22 protein-coding genes are annotated in these 22,070 nt (G+C 69.2%); 15 read left to right on the top strand and 7 right to left on the bottom strand.

Translation table 11 applies throughout. The annotated features are described in order from the left end of the window. Window positions 1-68 precede the first annotated feature (68 nt). From NQK81_RS03875 to NQK81_RS03860, 4 genes are all read right to left on the bottom strand, one after another. Window positions 69-980 carry a 3-methyladenine DNA glycosylase gene (locus NQK81_RS03875; RefSeq protein ID WP_257487069.1) on the bottom strand — a complete coding sequence of 304 codons (912 nt, stop codon included), beginning with the start codon at window positions 978-980 and terminating at the stop codon, window positions 69-71. Then, window positions 977-2,020, bottom strand: coding sequence for a hemolysin family protein (locus tag NQK81_RS03870; RefSeq protein ID WP_257487068.1), 1,044 nt, complete (start codon window positions 2,018-2,020; stop codon window positions 977-979). The genes NQK81_RS03875 and NQK81_RS03870 overlap by 4 nt, the downstream gene beginning before the upstream one ends. Next, window positions 2,017-3,363 (bottom strand): hemolysin family protein, encoded by a 1,347-nt coding sequence (locus NQK81_RS03865; RefSeq protein ID WP_257487067.1) that lies wholly within the window; start codon window positions 3,361-3,363, stop codon window positions 2,017-2,019. Before NQK81_RS03865 ends, NQK81_RS03870 begins: the two co-directional genes overlap by 4 nt. Window positions 3,364-3,521: 158 nt before the next feature. Next, window positions 3,522-4,118 (bottom strand): TetR/AcrR family transcriptional regulator, encoded by a 597-nt coding sequence (locus tag NQK81_RS03860; RefSeq protein WP_125678272.1) that lies wholly within the window; start codon window positions 4,116-4,118, stop codon window positions 3,522-3,524. Between the two features lie 202 nt (window positions 4,119-4,320). On the opposite strand from NQK81_RS03860, the gene NQK81_RS03855 reads away from it, so the two are divergent. From NQK81_RS03855 to pip, 5 genes are all read left to right on the top strand, one after another. Then, the gene (locus NQK81_RS03855) at window positions 4,321-4,719 is read left to right on the top strand and encodes a hypothetical protein (protein ID WP_257487066.1); all 399 of its coding nucleotides are present in this window, start codon (window positions 4,321-4,323) and stop codon (window positions 4,717-4,719) included. A gap of 2 nt (window positions 4,720-4,721) precedes the next feature. Then, on the top strand, window positions 4,722-5,348 hold the full coding sequence (locus tag NQK81_RS03850) for a DUF3558 domain-containing protein (RefSeq protein WP_257487065.1): 627 nt from the start codon (window positions 4,722-4,724) through the stop codon (window positions 5,346-5,348). Continuing rightward, on the top strand, window positions 5,345-6,685 hold the full coding sequence (locus NQK81_RS03845) for a WXG100 family type VII secretion target (RefSeq protein ID WP_257487064.1): 1,341 nt from the start codon (window positions 5,345-5,347) through the stop codon (window positions 6,683-6,685). Before NQK81_RS03850 ends, NQK81_RS03845 begins: the two co-directional genes overlap by 4 nt. A gap of 24 nt (window positions 6,686-6,709) precedes the next feature. Continuing rightward, on the top strand, window positions 6,710-7,441 hold the full coding sequence (locus NQK81_RS03840; protein ID WP_257489989.1) for an ESX secretion-associated protein EspG: 732 nt from the start codon (window positions 6,710-6,712) through the stop codon (window positions 7,439-7,441). Window positions 7,442-7,590: 149 nt separating this feature from the next. Further along, window positions 7,591-8,538 carry a prolyl aminopeptidase gene (gene pip, locus NQK81_RS03835; RefSeq protein WP_443092893.1) on the top strand — a complete coding sequence of 316 codons (948 nt, stop codon included), beginning with the start codon at window positions 7,591-7,593 and terminating at the stop codon, window positions 8,536-8,538. Window positions 8,539-8,609: 71 nt separating this feature from the next. Here pip and NQK81_RS03830 read toward each other — a convergent pair whose 3' ends face one another. Continuing rightward, window positions 8,610-9,797 carry a Glu/Leu/Phe/Val dehydrogenase dimerization domain-containing protein gene (locus NQK81_RS03830; RefSeq protein ID WP_257487063.1) on the bottom strand — a complete coding sequence of 396 codons (1,188 nt, stop codon included), beginning with the start codon at window positions 9,795-9,797 and terminating at the stop codon, window positions 8,610-8,612. A 161-nt stretch (window positions 9,798-9,958) separates the two neighbouring features. Here NQK81_RS03830 and NQK81_RS03825 point away from each other — a divergent pair, with 161 nt between their 5' ends. From NQK81_RS03825 to NQK81_RS03790, 8 genes are all read left to right on the top strand, one after another. Then, window positions 9,959-10,897 (top strand): LysR family transcriptional regulator, encoded by a 939-nt coding sequence (locus NQK81_RS03825; protein ID WP_257487062.1) that lies wholly within the window; start codon window positions 9,959-9,961, stop codon window positions 10,895-10,897. A 115-nt stretch (window positions 10,898-11,012) separates the two neighbouring features. Further along, on the top strand, window positions 11,013-12,275 hold the full coding sequence (locus NQK81_RS03820) for a glutamate-cysteine ligase family protein (RefSeq protein WP_257487061.1): 1,263 nt from the start codon (window positions 11,013-11,015) through the stop codon (window positions 12,273-12,275). After that, window positions 12,272-13,621, top strand: a complete 1,350-nt coding sequence (gene egtB, locus NQK81_RS03815; RefSeq protein ID WP_257487060.1) for an ergothioneine biosynthesis protein EgtB — start codon at window positions 12,272-12,274, stop codon at window positions 13,619-13,621. The genes NQK81_RS03820 and egtB overlap by 4 nt, the downstream gene beginning before the upstream one ends. Before the next feature lie 5 nt (window positions 13,622-13,626). Then, window positions 13,627-14,391 (top strand): ergothioneine biosynthesis protein EgtC, encoded by a 765-nt coding sequence (gene egtC, locus NQK81_RS03810; protein WP_126732053.1) that lies wholly within the window; start codon window positions 13,627-13,629, stop codon window positions 14,389-14,391. Further along, window positions 14,388-15,365 (top strand): L-histidine N(alpha)-methyltransferase, encoded by a 978-nt coding sequence (gene egtD / locus NQK81_RS03805; protein WP_257487059.1) that lies wholly within the window; start codon window positions 14,388-14,390, stop codon window positions 15,363-15,365. The genes egtC and egtD overlap by 4 nt, the downstream gene beginning before the upstream one ends. 46 nt (window positions 15,366-15,411) lie before the next feature. Further along, on the top strand, window positions 15,412-15,834 hold the full coding sequence (locus NQK81_RS03800; protein WP_371878939.1) for a nitroreductase family deazaflavin-dependent oxidoreductase: 423 nt from the start codon (window positions 15,412-15,414) through the stop codon (window positions 15,832-15,834). 156 nt (window positions 15,835-15,990) lie between these two features. Then, window positions 15,991-17,595, top strand: coding sequence for an alpha/beta hydrolase (locus NQK81_RS03795; RefSeq protein ID WP_257487057.1), 1,605 nt, complete (start codon window positions 15,991-15,993; stop codon window positions 17,593-17,595). Between the two features lie 233 nt (window positions 17,596-17,828). Further along, entirely contained in the window at window positions 17,829-18,548 is a 720-nt protein-coding gene (locus NQK81_RS03790; RefSeq protein ID WP_257487056.1) for a nucleotidyltransferase domain-containing protein, read from the top strand. Here NQK81_RS03790 and NQK81_RS03785 read toward each other — a convergent pair. Both NQK81_RS03785 and NQK81_RS03780 read right to left on the bottom strand, forming a co-directional pair. Continuing rightward, window positions 18,538-18,885 carry a darcynin family protein gene (locus tag NQK81_RS03785; protein WP_257487055.1) on the bottom strand — a complete coding sequence of 116 codons (348 nt, stop codon included), beginning with the start codon at window positions 18,883-18,885 and terminating at the stop codon, window positions 18,538-18,540. The genes NQK81_RS03790 and NQK81_RS03785 overlap by 11 nt on opposite strands. A 30-nt stretch (window positions 18,886-18,915) precedes the next feature. Continuing rightward, window positions 18,916-20,334, bottom strand: a complete 1,419-nt coding sequence (locus NQK81_RS03780; RefSeq protein WP_257489987.1) for an MFS transporter — start codon at window positions 20,332-20,334, stop codon at window positions 18,916-18,918. Between the two features lie 144 nt (window positions 20,335-20,478). On the opposite strand from NQK81_RS03780, the gene NQK81_RS03775 reads away from it, so the two are divergent. Then, window positions 20,479-21,432 (top strand): LysR family transcriptional regulator, encoded by a 954-nt coding sequence (locus NQK81_RS03775; RefSeq protein ID WP_257487054.1) that lies wholly within the window; start codon window positions 20,479-20,481, stop codon window positions 21,430-21,432. Window positions 21,433-21,567: 135 nt separating this feature from the next. Next, window positions 21,568-22,038, top strand: a complete 471-nt coding sequence (locus NQK81_RS03770) for an MgtC/SapB family protein (RefSeq protein ID WP_257487053.1) — start codon at window positions 21,568-21,570, stop codon at window positions 22,036-22,038. Window positions 22,039-22,070: the final 32 nt, after the last annotated feature.

The following is a 22,070-nucleotide window of genomic DNA, read 5'->3' as shown; positions in this document are numbered from 1 at the left end:
TCGCGCTGCGTATGCAATCAAACCGTTATCACTCTAACAGGGGAGGATGTTACGGGGAATGCGACGACTCACAGTTGTTTTCCGCGTGTCGCGGGCACCTTCTTTAACCCGGCAAGGAGCCGTTGGCAATGCGCTATCAGGTGCTCACGCAGCGGCGCCGCCCGGCGGGCGAACGCGGCCTGAGCGCGGGCGTACTCGGCCCGGCCTTCCGGGGTCTCGATCCGGACAGGGGAGTACCCGAAGTCCGCCAGGTCGTACGGGCTGGCCCGCATGTCCAGTTCCCGGATGTCCGCCGCCAGTTCGAAGCAGTCCCCGACCAGCTCGGCGGGCACGAACGGATCGAGTTTGTACGCCCACTTGAAGAGATCCATGTTGGCGTGGAGGCAGCCCGGCTGCTCGAACTCGGTCTGGTTCTCCCGCGCCGGGCGCAGCGTGTTGCGAGGCCGGGCGGGTTCGGTGAAGAACCGGAACGCGTCGTAATGCCCGCACCGGATCTCCAGCGACTCGACCACGCCGTCGGTGCCGGCCGAACCCAGCCGGAGCGGAAGTTGTGAGTGACGAACCTCATCCGCCGATTCCCGGTAAACCATTGCCCATTCATGCAGCCCGAAACAACTGAGTCTCGGAGACCGGGACGCGGTCGCGGAAAGCAGTCCGAGGACGAATTCCGCGGTCTTGGCCCGGCCCTCGGTGAAGCCCGCCGGATCGAGCATGACGCCCTCCGGGGTCTCCAGGTAACCCTTCCGCTCCAGGAACCGCCGGGCGGACGCGCCTTCGAGCACGACCCCCGGACCCGGTTGCCAGCGTTCGAGATGCCCGGGCCGGTGCGAGTAGTAGGTGAAGAGGAAGTCGAGCACCGGATGCTTTTCGCCTCGCGAACGGCGGTGCTGGTGCGGGGTCGTCCAGCGCCGCATCCGCGTGACGTGCTCGTCTTCCCGAGCCCGCCAGACGGGCTCGGGAAGGACGATCGGGCCGGTCACGACATGACGTGGGTACCGTCGCGGACAGTCCCCACGTATTCCTCGACGAGATCCTCCAGCGCGACGACGCCGACCGCCGCCCCCGCCGGGCTCAACGCCCGCGCCAGGTGGCTGCCTTCCTTGCGCATCGCCGACAACGCCTCGTCGAGCCGGGCGTCGGCGTGCAGTTCGGTGAGCGCGCGCGTCTTGTCCGGCGGAACCACGGTGGTCGGGTCCTCGCCCACGAGGTCGAGGATGTCCTTGACGTGGATGTAGCCGGTCAGCGTCCCGTCGTCGGTGCACACCGGGAAACGGGAGAACCCGGTCGAGGACACCGCGCGCTCGACGTCGCCCAATGTGGGCGAGCAGGGCAGCGTGGTCAGCTGCGCGGTCGGGACCAGCACGTCGGCCACCGTCTTCTCGACCGAGGACAGGGTCTTGCTCAGCCGCTGGTGCTCGGAATGCTCCAGCAGCCCCTCGCGCCGCGACTCGCTGAGCAGTTCCGCGAGCTCGTCGGAGGTGTAGGCGGTTTCGAGTTCGTCCTTCGGCTCCACCTTGAACAGCCGCAGCAGGGAGTTCGCCACGAAGTTCAGCAGCCAGATGAACGGGTTGGCGAGTTTCACCCACGCCACGTGCACCGGGACCAGCCACAGCGCCAGCCGTTCCGGCTCGGCGATCGCGAGGTTCTTCGGCACCATCTCGCCGATGAGGACGTGCAGGATGGTGATGAACGCCAGCGCGATCGCGAACGAGATCGGGTGCAGCAGGACGTCGGGAAGCCCGAACAGCTCGAAGAAGCCGGCCAGCTGGTGCGCGACGGCCGGCTCGCCGAGCCGTCCCAGCAGCAACGAGCAGATGGTGATGCCGAGCTGCGCCCCCGCCAGCATCAGCGAGACGTTCTTGCTCGCGTTGATGACGATCTTGGCGCGGGTCTTCCCCTGCTCCAGCAAGGCTTCCAGCCGGTCGCGCCGCGACGAGATGAGCGCGAACTCGGCGCCGACGAAGAACGCGTTGGCCAGCAGCAGGACCACGACGAGGAAGATGTTGAACCAGTCGTTCATCGGGCGGGCTCCTGCTCGGCGGAAGTCGCGGTTTCGCTGACCCGGCGGACTTCGACCTCGGCGATGCGGAGACGGTCCATCTTGGTCACCGTGAGCCGCCAGGCGTCGAGATCGGTGGCGTCGCCGGGGGAGGGGATCCGGCCGAGCCGCTCGAGGATCAGCCCGGCGATGGTCTCGTAGTCGCCGTCAGGCATCCGGAACCCGGTCTCGTCGGTGACCTCGTCGGCGCGAAGCTGCCCGGAAACGAGCCAGTTGTCGGCGCCGACCTGCTGGGAGGACGGCGCTTCCCGTTCGTCGTGCTCGTCGCGGACGTCGCCGATGATCTCTTCGACGACGTCCTCCAGTGTCACGAGGCCCGCGGTGCCGCCGTATTCGTCGACGACGATCGCGAGCTGGAACCGGGAATCGCGCAGCCGGTTGAGCAGCGAGTCGCCCGGCAGCGATTCGGGCACCGTCGGGATCGGCCGCATGACCGAGCCGATCCGTACCGTGGCGCGCTGGGCGGCCGGGATGGTGAACGCCTGCTTGATGTGCACCGCGCCCTGCACGTCGTCGAGGTCCTCGGTGTAGACCGGGAAGCGCGAGAAGCCGGTGCGGCGGGAGATCTCGATGAGGTCGGCGATCGTGTCGTCCACGGTCAGCGATTCGAGCTGGACGCGGGGCGTCATCAGCTCGTCGGCCGTCCGCTCGCCGAAGCGCAGCGACTTGTCCAGCAGTTCGGCCGTGGACGTGTCGAGCGTGCCGCTTTCCGCGCTGGACCGCACGATCGAGCCGAGTTCCTGCGGCGACCGGGCCGACCGCAGTTCCTCCTGCGGCTCGACGCCGAACTTGCGGACGAGGAAGTTGGCGCTGTTGTTCATCAGGGTGATCAGCCAGCGGAACAGCGACGAGAACCGCGAGTGGTACCCCGCGACGGCGCGCGCGGTCTGCAGCGGCCGGGCGATCGCGAGGTTCTTCGGCATCATTTCGCCGAGGATCATCGACAGCGACGTGGCCAGGATCAGCGCGACCGCGAGCGACACCCCGTCCGCCACGCCCTCGGAGAACCCGACGGCGGTGAACAGCGGGTGGAGCAGGTCACCGATCACCGGCTCCGCGAGATAACCGGTGATCAGGGTGGTGATGGTGATCGCCACCTGCGCGCCGGACAGCTGGAACGAGAGCGTGCGGTGCGCCTTCTGCACGGTGTGCGCGCGCTTGTCGCCGACCTGGCGGACGTTCGCGTCGACCGTGCTGCGCTCGAGCGCGGTGAGGGAGAACTCGGCGGCGACGGCGAGACCGGTGCCGACGGTCAGCAGGAGGAACAGGAGGATGCCGAGAACGGCGAGCAGGACTTCCATCATTCCCTGCCGGCGGGGACGGCGGGAAGATCAGCGGAACAGCCGGGTGTGCCACCCGGCTCGATACTGTCACCAGGTGACTGCGCGTCGCGCACGAAAAGAGTCACTCCTCGATCGGAAACCAACAGACACCACCGCTGTACTGCGGCGATGGGACAATCTTAACGCGTTCCCCCGGCCGCGTGGGCCCGGTGCCGCCGCACGCTCTCCTCGACCAGGTCGAGGACGGGGCCGAGATCGTCACCCGGCTGGCCCATCGCCAGGTGCGAGACGAGACCTTCGAGGACGAGCTCGAGGTACGCGGTCAGGACGTCGACGTCCACGTCGTCACGCAGGATCCCGGCGTCGCGCTGACGCAGCAGACGGCGGCGGGTCGCGGCGGTCAGCTGGTGGGACCGCTCGGCCCAGCGGGCGCGGAACTCGGGGTCGGTGCGCAGCCGCCGGGAGACCTCCAGCCGTGTGCCGAGCCAGTCGGCGGGGTGCTCGCTGCGGTTCGTCAGCAGCTCGCGCATCACCTGGACGAGACCCTGCTCGGCGACGATGTCGGCCATGCGCACCGCGTCGTCCTCGGCCAAGGCCAGGAAGAGGGACTCCTTGTCCCGGAAATGGTGGAAGATCGCACCGCGGGAAAGGCCGGTGGCTTCCTCCAGCCGCCGGACGGTGGCACCCTCGTAGCCATAGCGTGCGAAGCACACGCGGGAGCCGTCGAGGATCTGGCGCCGGCGTGCGTCGAGGTGATCCTGGCTGACCCGTGGCATCCTGGAATCCTGTCACCGAGGACCCGCTCAATGCAATCCGTACGTACGTACTGTGACCGGTTCGCGGGATGATCGGCCGCCGTGGGAACCGAACGGCCTCGCGACACGTCCGACTACTCGGCCGGATCGGCTGACACGCCGTCCGCCGCTTGGCTACGCTTTGTCCGTCACGGTGCGTGAATGCTGAGGGGAAGGTGCGGGCGTGAACATCATCGGCGACGCCGCGAGCGCGATCAAGGCCGTCTGGGGTGACCTGACCACGCCGAAGGAGCCGACCGTCTACGGCGGTGGTGGCGGTGGCGGCGGCGGGTTCGAGATGAGCCCCGAAGAGCTGAAGACCGTCATCGGGCTGTGGGAAGACGAGCTGGAGAAGGTCGTGAAAGACGGCGACGAGATCCGCCGGATCTCGGAGGACCTGATGCCGCCGGGAAAGGACGAAGCCAGCTCGAGTTACGTCGATTCCGGGATCACCTCCTTGATCTCCCTGCAGAACCAGAACGACTCGATGAAGGCCTACATCGAGGGGTACATCAAGAAACTCGAGCTCGCTCGCACGAAGACGATGGCCACCGATCAGGCCAACACCCTGCGCACGACCTGAGGATGCCGAACGTGTTGAGAAATCGTGCCGCCGCGGTGGCGCTCTTGTTCGTTTCCGCCGTGGTCGCGGGGTGCGCGGGGGAGACTCCAGGTACAGCGAGCCCCACCCAGGGAACGGCACCGTCATCGGCTCCCTCGGCCGCGCCGGAAGACCCGAACGTCCCGAAGGTGACGAATCCCCTGGACGCCTCGGCGTTCGTCGGTGACGCGTGCAAGCTGCTCCCGGCGGCAGCGACTGCGGAACTGGGGTTCACCGAGCCAGGAGAACCGAAGAACGACACCAGTAACCCCGCTTGCAGCTGGGGAATCCGGGGCAAGGCCGAAAGTCTGCAGATCATCCTCGGCAGTGGCAACCGCGAAAAGGGCATGGGCGGCCTGACAGGCCTGCACAAGGCCAAGGAAGCCGGGCAATTGAAGTTCCTGGAGCCCGGCCCCGACGTCGACGGCTATCCGACCGTCTATTACGGACTGCAGGACCGGCGAGCGCGTGGCAACTGCGACCTTTCGGTCGGCGTCGCCGATGACCTGGCGATCAGCGCTCAAGCCGAGGGCTACGAGAACGAACAGGATTCCTGTGGGACCGCGCAGAAGGTCGCGTCGGCCCTGGTCAAGACACTCAAGGGGGCATGAGGGTGGACGGCAAACAGATCTTCGAGAACTTCACCCAGGGCGATACCCGCAACCTGCGTTCGGCGGCCGATCGCATCGCGAAACTCTCGGAGGCCTACGTCGAGCGCGGGATGGCCATCAAGTCCCTGCAGACGCGGATGACCTCGTCCTGGACGGGCTCCGCCGCCGACGCGGCGAACGCCGGCGCGGGCCCGCTCGAGCAGGCCTTCAAGGAGACCGCGGATCCGCTGTTCCAGACCAGGGATTCGGTGACGACCCAGGCCGACAGCTTCGACGACTCGGGGTCGTCGGTCGTGCCCGTGCCGCCGAAGCCGGACAAGCCCAACCCCTGGACCACCGGCCTGAAGGGCGCGATCCCGATCGCCGGGCCGTTCATGGTCAACAACGACATCAAGAACTACCAAGAGGGCGTCGCGAAGCACGAGGCGGCGAACCAGAACAACGTCCGGGTGATGGACCAGTACGACTCGGTCACCAGCAGCACGAGCTCCAGCCTGCCGACCGATTATGGCGTACTGAAGAACGACGGCGCGAACGTCAGCGTCAAGACCCCCGGCGGTACGCCCCCGATCGTCATTCCGCCGTACCCCCCGGTGAAGCCCGGCAGGAACGGCAGCGGTGACGACGACGGCACCGACACCAGCGGCACGGACGACAACGGCACCAACCAGAACCAGAACAGGCCGGGCGGCGACCAGAACCAGAACAGGCCGGGCACCAACGAGGACCGTCCGGTGCCGCCGAGGGACAGGCCCGACGGCAACATCACGACGCCGACGCGGAAGCCGCCGGGTACCGGCGACGACGACACCACGCGCCCGACCGGCGGTGGCAAGGGGAAGCCAGGACCGACGACCGACATCCCGGGCCGGGTCCCCGGACGCGGACCCGGTGACTCGGACAACGTCATCGGTCTCCCGAACGGGCCGGGACAGAACTACAACCCCGGCGGTAACACCGGGCAGAACCCGCCCGGCGGCACCAGCGGACGCAACGTTCCCGGCCCCAACAGCGCGGCCGGCAGGCTGCTCGGCGGTGAGGGCGGTACCGGTGGTCGCGCGGGCGGTCCCGGTGGGCCCGGTTCGGGCGGTCTGGGCGCGGGCCGGGGTTCCGGCATGGGCGGGCTCGGCGGTCTGGGCGGCGGAGACCTGGCCGGCGGGCGTGGTGGCGCCGGCCGTGGCGGCGCCGGCGCGATGGGCCCGATGGGGGCGGGCGGCAGGCGTGCCGACGGTGACGAGGACGACGAGCACCAGCGTCCCGACTACCTGATCGAGGCCGACCCCGACGCGATCTTCGGCACCGACCAGCGGACCAGTCCGCCGGTCATCGGCGAGTAGCGGATGACCGTCAGAACGGGCCGGGTGGACGTCCCGGTCGAAGCCTTGGCGGCGCTCGCGGAACGCGAACGCGTCGGCGACCTGCACATCACGCTGCGCCCCGAGCCGCGCTGGCTGTCCAGGACGGCTCGTGCGGAAGCGGACAAGCGAGTCGAAGCGGCGTTGGCGCAGGCCGGGCTGCTGGATTCGAGCGGCCGTGCGTCGGTCGACTTCCTGGACTGGCTTCCGGTGCTCACGAAACCGGCCATCGAGTACTACGGCTGGGTGAACGCCGGAGGCCAGACCTACGGCCTCCTCGCCGCCTCGCTCGGCTTGCAGGCGGTCCTGGCCGTGGCGTCCGGTGACTGGGTCGGGTTGCAGGAGATCGATCGGCGGCGGCTGCCGGAAACGCTGATCGAACAGCTGCCGCCCGTTCCGGCGGGCGGCGGCAGGCTTCGCACGGTCCGCGCGTACGAGCTCGAAGAGGCGGCCCGGCGCGGCCCGGACACGCATTCGCTTCCGCCGGTGATCGCGGACATCGTCAGCCTCGTGCAGCGGCCGGTCGAGGGGAGCGGCGAGCTCTACGTCGGCAAGCGGGACGAGATCGGCAGGCATGTGGCCGTCGAGGATCCGCTCCACTTCGCCGACACGGATTGGGGTCGCTACCTCAGCTACACGACCGGGCACGGCAACGACGCGGTGGTCCACATCGGACCCGCGGGCCCGGCGGAGCTGGCCGACGCGCTCCGGCACGTCTCCGGGACCTTGCCAGGCTAGTCACAGCCCAAGTACATGAAGGCCCCCTTCCTTGCGCCAGACGCAGGGAAGGGGGCCTTCATGTACTTAAAGCACGCGCGCCCAGGAGCGCTCCCCGGCTATTGTGACAGCGCTGTTGTATTTTGGGTGCGGTCTGGGAGGACGAGAACGTGACACGGTTGTATCCGGAAATCGAACCGTACGACCACGGGATGCTCGACGTCGGCGACGGGCACCTCGTGTACTGGGAGGTCTGCGGGAACCCCGACGGCAAGCCCGCCGTCACGCTGCACGGCGGCCCGGGGACCGGGTGCGGCACCGGCCTGCGCCGGTACTTCGACCCGGCCAAGTACCGGGTCGTGCTCTTCGACCAGCGTGGCTGCGGCCGGAGCACGCCGCACGCGGGCGAGCCCGAGACCGACCTCTCCGCCAACACCACCGACCACCTGCTCGCCGACATGGAGCTGCTTCGCGAGCATCTGGGCATCGGGAAATGGCTGCTCTTCGGCGGATCCTGGGGTTCGGTGCTCGCGCTGGTCTACGCCCAGCGATATCCGGACCGGGTCTCGGAGATGGTCCTGATGGGCTTGGCCACCGGCCGCCGGAGCGAGACCGACCTACTCACCCGCGGCCTCGGCGGTGTCTTCCCCGAAGCGTGGGCGAAGTTCCGCGACGGCGTTCCCGAGGAGGATCGCGACGGCGATCTGGCGGCGGCCTACCTGAAGCTGCTGATGGACCCGGACCCGGCGGTGCACGAGAAGGCCGCTGCGGATTGGTGCGCCTGGGAGGACGCGATCGTCCCGACTTCCCCGCCCTACAAGAGTTTCGAGACGCCGGAGTTCCGGCTCGCCTTCGCCAGGCTGGTGACCCACTACTGGAGCCACGGATCCTTTTTGGACGACGGCGTGGTCCTGCGGGAGGCCGGGAAGCTGGCCCACATCCCGGCCGTGCTCGCCGAAGGAAGCCTCGACCTGGGCAACCTCATCGGTACCCCGTGGGAACTGGCCCACGCGTGGCCCGGCAGCGAACTGGTGATCATCGACGAGGTCGGCCACAGCACCCAGGACGAGCCGATGCGCGAAGTCCTCATCGGCGCGACGGACCGCTTCGCCTCCTGAGCGACGGATCGCGCGTGAAGGCCCCCTTCCCGCGACTGAGCCGAGGGAAGGGGGCCTTCACGCGCATGACGTCAGGGGATGACCAGGGCGGGGGCGGTCTCGGGAGCGGTGGCGTCCGAACGGGTGGTTTCGGCGAGCCGCAGGCCGGTGGTGCGCGGGGGGATCCGGTCGAGATTCCACGAGCTCAGCAGCAGCGCCACCTTCGCCCGCATCTCGGTCCGCAGGCGCAGGAACGAATCGGCCGGATCGGCGCCGACCTCGCCGAGGAGGAGCCACCAGGCCCAGGCGGCCGCGCCCGCGTTCGCGACGAAGTCCGGGATCACCGGGATGCCGCGAGCGGCCAGTCCAGCTTCGGCGTCGGGAGTGGTCGCCGCGTTGGCGGCTTCGATGACGACCTTCGCCTTGACCGCGCCTTGGTTCCCGGCGCGCAGCGCGTAGGAGATCGCCGCCGGGACGAGGATGTCGGCGTCCGTCGCCACGATCTCGTCGCGAGGAAGCAGCCGGACGTCGGCGGGAAGGCGGCTGCGGTCGATCTCGCCATAAGCGTCCCGCAGCTCCAGCAGCGCCGGGATGTCGAGGCCTTCGGGCCGGTACAGCGTCCCGGCCGCGTCGGCGACCGCGACCACCTTCATCCCGGCTTCGTGCAGGTACCAGGCCGCCCCGCCGCCCATGGTGCCGATGCCCTGGACGGCGACCGTGGTGTTCTCGGCGGCCCATTCCCAAGCGTCCGCGACACCGAGGCAGGCCTGCGCGACGCCGTAACCGCCGATCACGTCACCGAGCAGGAGCCCGCCGGGGACCGGGGTGCTCAACCCGGCCTGCACGCGGCGAAGGGTGTGCGCCGGATCGGCCGAACGGCGGATCGCCGCGTGGTACGACTGCTCGAGCCCGAGCTTCGCGAACACCTCGTCGATCAGGTGCTGGGGCACGCCGAGATCCTCGGCGGTCACCCAGTGGTCGTCGATCCACGGCCGCAGGAACGCGCAGAACCGTTCCAGCACACCGAAAGCGCGCTCGTCCTTCGGGTCGAAGTCGATGCCGCCCTTGGCCCCGCCGACCGGCAGGCCGAAGGTCGCGGTCTTGTTCGCCATCCCCCTCGCCAGGTCCTCGACCTCCGACATCGTGCAGCCCGCGCGCATCCTGGTCCCGCCGGTCGCGATACCGGAGACCAGGCTGTGCACTACGAGGTAGCCGGTGGCACCGGTGACGGGGTCGGTCCAGATGAGCCTCATCAGCGGTTCGGCGTTCCTCGCGGCCATGCGGCCACCTCCTTCGGGATTCGGGGTCGTCCTGCGCCACTTCCGAGGGTGCGCCCTGCCCGCCACGGGCGTCCATTTACCGAATCTGAACGATGTCGTGCAGAGAAACTGGTGTAACGCGCCATCCGGCGTCCGTGACCGCGCCCGATTACGTTGGGGTCATGGAGCTTTCGTTGCACCGCCTGAGGATGCTCCGCGAGCTGAGTCGTCGTGGCACCGTCACGGCGGCCGCCGCTTCGCTGCATTACACCGCTTCGGCGGTGTCGCAGCAGCTGGCGCAGCTGGAGCGGGACGTGGGCGCGAAGCTGTTCGAGCGCTTCGGCAGGCGGGTGCAGCTCACCGAACTGGGGCTGTTGCTCACCGAGCACGCCGAGGAGATCCTGGGGTCCGTCGAACGGGCGACACTGGCCTTGGAGGAAGCACAGGACACCGTCTCGGTACGGCTCATGGCCGGGGTGTGGGCGTCGGTCGCTTCGGGACTGCTTCCCCACGCGCTGACCGCACTCGCGGGTGAGCATCCGGGCATCCAGGTCCGGACCCGTGAGCTCGCCCCCGAGGACACCGCCGACGCCGTCCGGGACGGCGAGCTGGACCTGTCGTTCGTGATCGACTACTCCGACGCGCCGATGCCGTGGGACGCCGGGCTGGAACGCGCGGTGATCGCGGTCGAACGGCTGCACGCCGCGGTGCCCGCCGGCGCCGTCCCCGCGGGGAGCGCGTCGCTGCTCGAACTGGCCGAGCACCCCTGGATCCTCGCCAGCCCGAAGAGTCACTTCGGTCGCGCGGTGCGCACGGCGTGTCATCGGCACGGGTTCGAGCCGAAGATCAACCACGAGGTGGAGGAGCAATCGACGGCGATGGCGATGGTCCGGGCCGGGCTCGGGGTGACCCTCGTTTCGGATCTCGGGCTCGGCCTCCGGCCGCCGGGGATCGACGTCGTCGCGTTGACCACACCGTTGCTCCGGACGGTTTCGATCGCCTACCGGACGACCTCGTCGCGGCGACCGGCGCTGCAGCTGGTGATCGAGGCGGTCCGCGACGCGGCAGCCGCGCTGGGACTCGGCACGGAGCCCGCTTTGCCCGGAATCGCCCGGTCCTAAGAGGTGGTCGGGGGATCTTGCCCCGCAAGAACCGGCCTGAATTTGTCGGACCCCGCGTGTAGCGTCCGAAGTCAAGGTATCTCAGTTATCGGACAACCGACTGGACGGCGGAAAGATGACTACTGTTCATGATTTCCCCGAGAAGTCCGGGAGCGCGTCGAACGCGACGGCGAAGGTCCTCTCGGACCGCGCCGAGGGCGAGGCGTATGTGGCTTCCGTGTGCTTCAAGCACGGCCCACCGAGACTCCTCGGCGTAGAGCTGGAATTCACCGTGCACTACGCCGACGAGCCCGCCCGGCCTCTCGACCCCGACGATCTCGCCTCCGCGCTCGGCCCGCACACCCCGCGGACGTTGCGCCCCGACAGCCCCGCCCTCCCGCTTCCGGCAGGCTCGCCGCTGAGCCTCGAGCCCGGATGTCAGGTGGAGATCTCCGCCCGGCCACAGACCACGCTGCGCCAGCTGGACGCCGTCGTCTCGGCCGATCTGGCCCACCTCGAAAACCTTCTCGCCGCCCGAGGCCTGTACCTGGGTGATTCCGGGATAGACAGGTATCGCGCCCCCGCCCGCAAACTGGGCACACCGCGCTACGCGGCGATGGAACGCCGCTTCGCCCCCATGGGAGCCGGGGGCGCGACCATGATGTGCAGTACCGCCGGCCTTCAGGTCTGTGTGGACACCGGCGAGGCCGGCGACCTGGCCGACCGCTGGGCCGCCGTCCACGCGCTCGGCCCGCCGTTGCTGGCCACCTTCGCCAACTCCCGGGTCCACGCCGGACGCGACACCGGCCACGCGTCCGCGCGCTGGCTGGCCGTGATGGAGACGGAAAAGGTCCGCACCCGGTCGGCGGAACCGACCCGGGATCCGGCGGGTGCATGGGCGCGCCGGATCCTGGACACCCCGTTGATGGTGCTCCCCGGTGGCGACGGCCGCTGGGACGCGCCCGATTCCCTGACCTTCGCCGACTGGATCGCCGGACGGGGCGAGGGCGCCGGGCTCGGCAGGCCGACCGAGGAAGACCTGGCCTATCACCTGACGACCTTCTTCACCCCGGTCCGGCCACAGGGGTACCTGGAGATCCGGTACCTGGACGCCCAGCCCGCCGCCAGGTGGCTGCACCCGGTCGCCCTGCTGGCCGCACTGCTCGCGCGACCGTCCACAGTGGACAAGGTGCTCGAACTGTGCGAACCGGTCGCGGGCGGTTGGGAGCGCGCGGCCCGGCGCGGCCTGGCCGACCCGGCGATCGCCACCGTCGCGAGCAAGGTGGTGGACCTCGGCTGTGCCGAACTCGGCACCACCGGTCTGCCGCCGGAGACCATCACGGAGATCAGCGAGGGCGTGCAGTCCCTCTTGCGCGGTTCGAGGAGCCACCAGTCATGAGCGTGGAAAGCACCGAGACCAACCCGCTTCGCGCGCTGAGCCCGCAAGACCTGCGGGCGCACGCGGCCGAGGCGCTCACCAGGGCCCGCGAGCGCAGCGTCGCGCTGACGGACGTGGACGACGAAGACCTGGTCCGCCAGCATTCGAAACTGATGTCGCCGCTGGTCTGGGACCTCGCGCACATCGGCAGCCAGGAGGAGCTCTGGCTGGTGCGCGACGTGGGCGGCCGTGAGGCGCTCCGGCCCGACATCGACGACATCTACGACGCGTTCCAGCACGCCCGCGCGGATCGGCCGGCGCTCCCGCTGCTGGGCCCGGAGGAGGCGCGCAAGTACGTCCGCGAGGTCAGGGAGAAATCCTTCGACATCCTGGAAACCGTTCCGCTGCAAGGCAGGCGGCTCACCGAGGACGCCTTCGCCTTCGGCATGATCACCCAGCACGAGCAGCAGCACGACGAGACGATGCTGGCCACCCACCAGCTCCGCAAGGGCGATCCGGTGTTGCACGCGCCCGCGCCGCCGCCGTCGCGGTCCGGGTCGCTGCCCTCGGAGGTGTTCGTCCCCGGCGGCGTCTTCACCATGGGCACCTCCGCCGAGCCGTGGGCGCTGGACAACGAGCGCCCGGCGCACGAGGTCGCGGTGGAGGCGTTCTTCATCGACACCACACCGGTCACCTGTGGGGCGTACGCCGAGTTCCTCGACTCCGGGGGTTACGAAGACCCGAAGTGGTGGAGCGAACGTGGTTGGGCGTACCGGAGCGAGCACGGCATCCAGGCGCCGCGCTTCTGGAAACGCGAGCAGGACGGCTGGTGGCGGACGCGGTTCGGCGTCTACGAGAAGGTGCCCGCCGCGGAACCCGTCGTCCACGTCTCCTTCCACGAGGCCGAGGCGTACGCCGCCTGGGCGGGGCGTCGCCTGCCGACCGAGCCGGAATGGGAGAAGGCCGCCCGGTTCGACCCGGCGACCGGCCGGTCGCGCCGGTTCCCTTGGGGCGACGAGGAACCCACTCCCGACCACGCGAATCTCGGGCAGCGGCATCTGCGGCCCGCGGAGGTCGGCGCGTACCCGGCGGGTGTCTCACCGCTGGGCGTGCACCAGCTGATCGGCGACGTCTGGGAGTGGACCAGCAGCGGCTTCGAGGCGTACCCGGGATTCGCCGCGTTCCCGTACAAGGAGTACTCCGAGGTGTTCTTCGGCGGGGACTACCGGATTCTGCGAGGTGGCTCTTTCGGCACGGACGCCGCGGCCATCCGCGGCACGTTCCGCAACTGGGATCACCCGATCCGGCGGCAGATCTTCTCCGGGTTCCGCTGCGCCCGGGACGCCCGTCCGAGCGAGGTGGCCTGAGGGGCATGTGCCGTCACCTCGCGTATCTCGGCGAGCCGCGTTCGCCCGCCGAGATGCTCTTTCACGCCCCTCATTCGCTGCTCGTGCAGTCCTACGCCCCGCGTGACATGCGGGGCGGCGGTTCGGTCAACGCCGACGGGTACGGCCTCGGCTGGTACGCCGACGGCACGGAACCGCTGCGCCTGCGTAGGTCCGCTCCCTTGTGGACGGACGGGGATCTGCCGGCGCTGGCCGGATCGGTGCGGTCGCACGCCTTCCTGGCGGCGGTCCGGAACGGTACGACGGCGATGCCCGTGGTCGAGGCGGCGAACGCGCCGTTCACCGGCGGCGGTTACCTCTTCAGCCACAACGGGCTGGTGCGGGGCTGGCCGGAGTCGATGGCCGAGCTCGCCGCGAAACTGCCGATCACCCGCCTGCTGACGTTGGAGGCGACCACGGATTCGGTACTGCTGTGGGCGTTGCTGCGGGAGCGGCTCGAAGCGGGCGAAGACCCGCTCGCGGCCGTCACGTGGCTCACCGGAGTGGTCGAGGAGGCGGGGCCGGGTTCCCGGCTCAATCTCCTGCTGACCGACGGCCGGACGCTGGTCGGTACCGCGTGGACGCATTCCCTGTCCTATCGGGACACCGGAGGCGGTGTGCTCGTCGCGTCGGAACCCTGCGACGACGATCCCGGCTGGACCCCCGTCCCTGACCGCCACGCCGTCCGGGTCACCGGCGCGGGCGTGGAAATCCTTCCCCTCGAAGCCGATCGGAGCCCTGAGGCACGATGACCGAAGTCGACCTCGACGTACACCACAGCGAATCGGATATCACCGAGCAGCTGCGCTCGGACGTCCGCGCCGGCCTGGAGGCGGACCAGAAGTGGTTGCCGCCCAAATGGTTCTACGACGCGCGCGGCAGCGAACTGTTCGAGAAGATCACCGCCCTCCCCGAGTACTACCCGACCAGGAGCGAGCGGGAGGTCCTCGCCGCGCGTGGCGGCGAGATAGCCGAAAGCTCGGACGCGCACACCCTCGTCGAACTCGGTTCCGGATCGAGTGAAAAGACGAGGCTTCTCCTCGACGCGCTTACGAGCCATGGCACGTTGAAGGAGTTCGTCCCGCTCGACGTCTCGGAAACCGCGCTCGCCGACGCCGCGGAAGCCATCACGGCGGATTACCCATCCCTTAAGGTCCGGGGCGTGGTCGGCGACTTCACCCGGCATCTCGACCTGTTGCCGGGTGACCGCCCGCGGCTGGTGGTCTTCCTGGGCGGCACGATCGGCAATTTCCTCCCCGCCGACCGCGCCACCTTCCTGCGCTCGGTCCGTGAGGTGCTCGACGAGGGGGAGTGGTTCCTGCTCGGGACAGACCTGGTGAAGGATCGGGAAACCCTGGAACGCGCGTATGACGACGCGGCCGGGGTCACCGCCGAGTTCAACCGCAACATGCTCCGCGTGATCAACAACGGTCTCGGCGCGAACTTCGACCCGGCCGCCTTCGACCACGTCTCGTATTGGGACGAGGAGAACGAATGGATCGAAATGCGCCTGCGCGCCCGCGAACCGCTGACCGTCGACATCCCGGGCGCCGACCTGCAGGTGAAGTTCGCCGAGGGCGAGTACGTGCGTACCGAGATCTCCGCGAAGTTCCGGCGGGAGGGAATCGCCGCGGAACTGGCCGCCGCCGGTTTCTCGGTGGAGAAATGGTGGACGGACTCGGAATCGCGGTTCGGGGTGAGCCTGGCAAGATCTGTCCGTGGCTAACCCTCTCACGTCGCTCGCCCGCGTCCTCGGCACCAAACCGTGGCTGATGGGGCTCGCGGGCGGGATCATCTGGGTGGACAAAAGACTCCACCGGTTGTTCAAGGGGAAGGTGAGCCTGGTCGCGCTGGCCGGGCTCCCTTCCCTGCGCCTGACTACGACCGGCCGCAAGAGCGGGCTGCCCCGCAGTACCAATCTCCTGTACTTCCCGCACGGTGAGGACTTCGTGCTCGTCGGCTCCAATTGGGGGAGGCCGAACGATCCCGCGTGGACACACAACCTGCGGTCGAATCCCGGCGCGGTCGTCGCGCTTGCGGGCAAGGAGATCCCGGTCAGGGCCAGGGAACTGCGCGGAGACGAGTACGAAGCGATGTGGAAGCTGCTGCTGGAGTTCTGGCCCGGTTACTCCATGGAGGAGCAAGCCGCTCGCCGTGTGTTACCGATTTTCGAGTTGAAGACAACCACTCGATAGGTTCGTACCATCCTTTCGGCCGGTGACTGGGTTACCGGCTTGTGCGAGGCTCGCTTGGTGTTACGCGCCGTGACGTCGACGGCGCGCCGAGCGACGTGGTCCGTCACGTCGCCAGCCGAGGGAGGAGTCGTTTTGCCGAGATCCACAAGGAGGCCGGTGCGCGGTTTCGCACTGGTAGGGGCACTCGTGGCCGGCGCCGCGCTGACCGGGGCGTCCGGGACGGCGGTGGCCGCCCCGGAGGCCGGGCCGCCCGCCGCCCAGGTCGGCGCGACGGCGCCGGTGAACTGGGGTACCTGCACGGCGGACCAGATCCGCGGTGTTCCCGCCGACCAGGCCAAGTTCTACAGCTGCGCGCGGTATCGCGTGCCGATCGACCACGACAACGCGGCGCTCGGCACCATCGACATCGCGATGCTGAAGCGGGCGGCGAAGACGCCCGACAAGAAGGTCGGCTCGCTGTTCCTCAACCCGGGCGGTCCCGGCGGTTCCGGGTTCCGGATGCCGATCGGCGCGGCGAACTACTTCCAGCCGCAGGTGCTCGACCGGTTCGACCTGATCGGGTTCGACCCGCGCGGGGTCGGGGCCAGCAACCCGCTCAAGTGCTTCACCACGCAGGAAGACGCGGACGACGTCTTCTCCGCGCAGATCCCCGTGCCGCTGACCCGGCAGGAGATCTCCGGAACCCTGGCCTCGTACCGCGACTACGGCCAGTTCTGCAAGAACAACGCGGGCTCGCTGCTGAACCACATGTCCACCAAGGACGTCGTGCGCGACCTCGACAAGATGCGGGCGGCCGTCGGCGACCAGAAGCTGACCTTCGTCGGCTTCTCGTACGGGACCCTGATCGGGTCGACGTACACGTCGATGTTCCCGAAGCAGAGCCGGGCGATCGTCGTCGACGGCAACGTCGACCCGGCGCTGCGCACCAGCGACGGCGTGCAGTACGACCGCGAGCGCGCTCGCGGCTTCGAGATCGCGCTGGACGGCTTCCTGCGCAAGTGCGCGCAGGTCGGGCCGAAGTGCTCGTTCAGCGCCGGTACGCCGCGGGAGAAGTTCGACGAGATCCGCGGCTACCTGCGCCAGCAGCCGATCAAGCTGCCGGACGGGAGCAGCTACGACATCAACGCGTTCACCAGCACGGTGGCCGGGGTGCTGTACTCGCCGACGTCGTTCCCGCCGCTGGCCGACGACCTGCAGGCGCTGTACAACATCGTCCACCCGCCCGCGGCGCAGGCGCAGGCGGCCCAGGCCGTCGAGCTGAAGGTGCTGCGGTCGGGGGCGAACGGGCGCGCGGACGCGAACCCGGACAGCCCCTACACCGGTGACGACTCCTACTTCGCCGTGAACTGCTCGGACAAGAAGATCACGATCAAGCAGGAGAAGGTGCCGGAGATCGCCGCGAAGTGGGAGAAGGAATCGCCCACTTTCGGTCGCTACCAGGCGTTCTCGGACATCGCGGGCTGCCCGGTGTGGCCGGCGAAGAAGCCGGACGTCTACCGCGGCCCGTGGCAGGCCAAGACCGACACCCCGGTGCTGGTCATCGGCAACTACTACGACCCGGCGACCCAGTACCTGTTCTCGAAGCGGATGGCCGACCAGCTGGGCAACGCCCGCCTGCTCTCGGTCGACGCCTTCGGGCACTGCATCCTCGGCGACTCCCTCGGGGTGGACAAGGTGACGGCCGACTACCTGATCGACCTGAAGGTGCCCGCCAACGGCCAGGTCTTCCAGCCGAACGTCCAGCCGTTCGAAACCGCCTGATCCAGGGCTGATGAACACGAAGGCCACCGCCCGCGGCGGTGGCCTTCGTGGCGTTCGGGACCGGTCCCGAACCCCCGGCCCTAGTGTTCCGGACGGGGAGGGCCGGATCGGCCGGACGAACTGCTCGTCCAGGAGATCCGGGTGGGTAACCAGGGCACCGGCTTCGGCTTGGTCGCGGCCGCCGGTGCGCCTGGCTCACCCGTCGCCCGGCGAGGTTGAGGCATGCTGGACGGATGGACCCCGTCCGTATCGCTCGCGAAGTGGTCGAGACTCGTTTCCCCGCCGCGAGGGCCGCGATCCTGGGCGGAAGCGCGGTCAGCGGAAGGCGCACCTCGACTTCGGATCTCGACGTCGTCGTGTTCCTCGACGGGCCGCCCGCGCCGTACCGCGAAACGACCGAACTGGACGGCGTGCCGGTCGAACTGTTCTGCCATACCGCCGAGTCGTACGAGGACTTCGCCGATCGGGAGACAGCGGACCGCCGCTCGCCTTTGCTGCACATGTGCGGTGAAGGTGTCGTTCTCCTCGACCGCGACGGCTTCGGACAGCGGGCGTGGGCGGACGCCCGGGCGCGCCTGCGAGCCGGGCCTCCGCCGTTGTCCGCGGCCGACCTGGAGGACCGCCGTTACCTGCTCACCGATCTCCTGGACGATCTCGACGGGGCCGGTGATCCCGATGAGCTGGTCTTCATCGCCGATCGGCTGATGACCGCGGTGGCCGAGCTGGTCCTCCTGGCAGGTGGCCGGTGGCGATCCCACGGCAAGTGGCTCCTGCGACGGCTCAGAGAGGCCGAACCGGAGATCTGCCGGGAACTCCTGCTCGGCTACCGCCAGGTCGTGTGCGCGGGGGATCCGGCTCCACTGGGGCGTGTCGCCGCCGCTGTCCTCGACGGTGTGGGAGGCCGTCTTCTGGTGGGCTACCGGCGAGGCGCTCCCGCCGGGTTCAGACGTTGACGCTCGCGTAGGCGTCAAGACCGTAGTTCGCCGCGTACGCGTTCTCGACCCCGACCAGAAGGTCGACGACCTCGAAGTACCGATCCCAGAATGGCGTCTCGCGCAGCGCCTCGATGAGCAGCTGGTACGAGTGATGGTCGTCGGCCTCCCACACCCACACGTCGGTCACTCGCGCGGAGTAGAACTCCGTGTCGAAGAACCGGGACCGGACACCCTTCACCCTGCTCTCGATCACCGGGAGGATTTCGGTCTTGAAGGCCGTCACGCGCTGTTCGACGGTGAGGCCGAGCCATTCCGGCATGGTCTTCACCAGCATGAAAGCGGTCACTTCGGACATGATGTTTCCTTTCGGTCGGGCTTCGGTCCGCTACTTGGCTTCGCGGGAAAGTCGTGCTTGGAGGACGACGAGCGCCCCGAGGACGAGCACGCTGACGCCGATCACCCGCAGCGCCGTGCTCGCGGCGGTGACGAACGCGGAGATCACTTCGGGGGATCGGCCGGGTACGACCGCCAGCGCCTGCGCGACGGTGTGCGGATCATGGCCCGCACGGATGTCGGACGGCAGCGCGGTGACGAACCGTCCGGTGAGGACGGTGCCGATGACCGCCACCCCGAGCGCGCTGCCGAATTCGCGGGTGGTGGCCTGTAGCCCGGCGCCGACACCGGCCTGCGACGGCGGCAGCGAACCGGAGATCGCGGCGGACAGGGTCGGAAGGGCCAGCGTGACACCGACACCGGTCACCACCAGCCAGGCCGCGTAGACCGGATACGGCGTCGAAGCGTCGCTTGTGGACAGTCCGACCAGGCCGCCGCCACAGAAGACGAACGCCATGGCGATGACAGCGTCGACTCCGAAGCGCTGCACGAGCTTGCCAACGTGCCGCGCGCCGAGGACGACCGGGACGGTCAGCGGGATGATCCCGAGCCCGGTCAGCAGTACACCGAAACCCTTGCCGTACTGGAGAAAGGACGCGTTGACGTAGAACAGCGCGAACATCCCGAAGAAGATCGCGGTCATGCCGAGACAGGCGCTGCGCAACGCGGGCACGCGGAACAGCCGGGGATCGAGCAGCGGGTGCTCGGCCTTCAGCTCCACGAACGTCCACAGCGCGAAAAGCACGACCGCACCGGCGAATCCGGCCAGGACGATCGGGCTGCCCCAACCCGCTTCAGGCCCCTCGACGATGCCCAGCAGCAACGCGACCGACGCGCCGACGAGCAGGACGGCGCCGAGCGGACTGAGCGGGCGGTCGTGCCTCGGGGACACCGGTGCGATCCGGGCGGCGAGCACGACGAGCGTCAGCGAGACCGGGACGGCGGCCGCGAACAGCCAGCGCCACGATCCGCCCGCCAGCACCGCGCCGCCGCCGACATTGCCCACCACGCCACCGATGCCCGTCATCGACGCCCAGGTCGCGATGGTGACGCCCTTGCGTTCGGCGGGGACGGCATGCAGCAGGACGGCGAGCGTGTTGGGCAGCACAGCGGCGGCCCCGATCCCCGTGATCGCCCGGCCCGCCAGCAGGAAGGGCACGCTCGGCGCGAGCGCCGACAGCAGCGCGCCGAGCGCGAACAGTGCCAGACCGGCGAGCAGGACGCCCTTGCGGCCGAAGCGGTCGCCCGCCGCTCCGCCGGGGATCACGAGACAGGCGAAGAAGACGACGTAGGTGTCGACGATCCAGATCAGTGCCGACGCGGACGGATGGAGGTCGCTCGCGGCCAGCATCGGGACGGCGAGGTTGATCGCGGCGACCATACCGACCATGAGCACGACACAGGCGCACATGACGGCCAGCAGGCCGCGCCGGTCCGTCGCGGCTTCGGGAATGTCGCGGACTTGAAGTCGGAGTGGCATGTCCACGACGCTATGGGCCAGCGCGTTGTTCGTGCCACGCAACTTCGGTAATGCAGAGTTGCGTACGATGCAACCATGGCCGACCAGCTGGACCTCAACCTTTTGCGCGTGTTCGACGCGTTGCTGCGGGAGGGCAGCGTGACGGCGGCGGCCGAACGGCTGCATCTGTCGATCCCGGCGGCCAGCCGCGCGCTCGGCCGGTTGCGGCGGGCCATGGGCGACCCGATCCTGGTGCGCGCCGGCCGCGGGATGGTGCCGACGCCGTTCGCGCTCCGGACGGCCCCACGGGTGCGGTCCCTGCTCGACGAGGCGTCTGCCCTGATCAGCGCCGACCGCGAGCTGGCGATCGGCGACCTCGAACGCACCTTCACCATCCGCATCAACGACGGTGTCGCCGCGACCTTGGTGACGGCCGCCGCCGAGGCGACCGCCGCGGTCGCGCCGGGTGTCGTGCTGCGTTTCGTCGCCGAAGGCAGCGAAAGCGCCGAGGCACTGCGAGACGGCTCAGTGGATCTCGACATCGGCGCGGGCGACGTCACCGCGCCTGACATCCGCTCGACGCTGCTGTACCACGAACGAGTGGTCGCGATCGTCAGGGCGGACGGGCCGCTCGGCGGCGTGCGCCGACCGACGCTGGCCCAGCTCTGCCGGTATCCGCACGTGTCCGCTTCACGGCGCGGCCGGGGCAGGGGACCGCTCGACGACGTGCTCGAGGCGGCCGGTCTCCAGCGCCGGGTCACGGCGGTCGTCCCCACCTCCGCCGTCGCCGCGTTCCTGGTCGCGTCGAGCGACTACGTCGGCCTCGCGCCCCAGCGGCTCGCCGAGCAGTACGGGCGGTCGCTCGGCATCCGCTGGTTCCCGATTCCCGCGGAGCTCCCGTCCATCGAGGTCTGCCAGCTCTGGCACGCGCGGCTCGACGCCGACCCGGCCCAGCGCTGGCTACGTGACACGATCCACGCCGCGCTCGGGGCGTCCGGTGGTAAAGTCCCGAAGGTTGATCAACACCGATCGAGTACGAAAGCGAGGTGAGCGGCACATGCCGGAAGACAGTCCTGGACCGGCCGGAAGTGGTCGCCGTTCACCCGTGTGCGCGGTGCGCTGACCTGCTCCGGCCTCCTTTCCCTGTCTGGCTTTGTGTACGCACGCCAGAAAAGAGCCGGAATCATGAACACCTTCGAAATGCTGCTCAGGGTCGGCACCGGCGTCGGCCTCGGCGCCGTCATCGGCATCGAGCGCCAGTACCGCGCCCGGATGGCCGGACTCCGCACCAACGCCCTCGTCGCCGTCGGCGCGACCCTCTTCGTCCTGCTTTCCGCCCACGGTTTCGGCGGGCTGAACACCAGCGGTGACGCCGACCCGACGCGCGTCGCCGCCCAGATCGTCTCCGGTATCGGTTTCCTCGGCGCCGGGGTGATCCTGCGGGACGGGCTGAACGTGCGCGGGCTCAACACCGCCGCCACGCTGTGGTGCTCGGCGGCCGTCGGATCCCTTGCGGGAGCGGGCCTTTACGGCGTCGCGCTCGCCGGGACCGTGGTGATCGTCGGGGTCAACGTGCTGTTGCGCCCGCTCGGCCGCGTCGTCGACCGCCGCCCGGAGCACCGGGAAGAAGACCTCGTGAGTGGTGAGGACGGTTAGCGCGAAGGGCTCCTTCCCAAGTACATGAAGGC

It is taken from the genome of Amycolatopsis roodepoortensis (assembly GCF_024628825.1).
GTDB lineage: Bacteria > Actinomycetota > Actinomycetes > Mycobacteriales > Pseudonocardiaceae > Amycolatopsis > Amycolatopsis roodepoortensis.
Note: the sequence above shows the minus strand (reverse complement) of the source record. Positions and strands in the feature narration are given on the sequence as shown.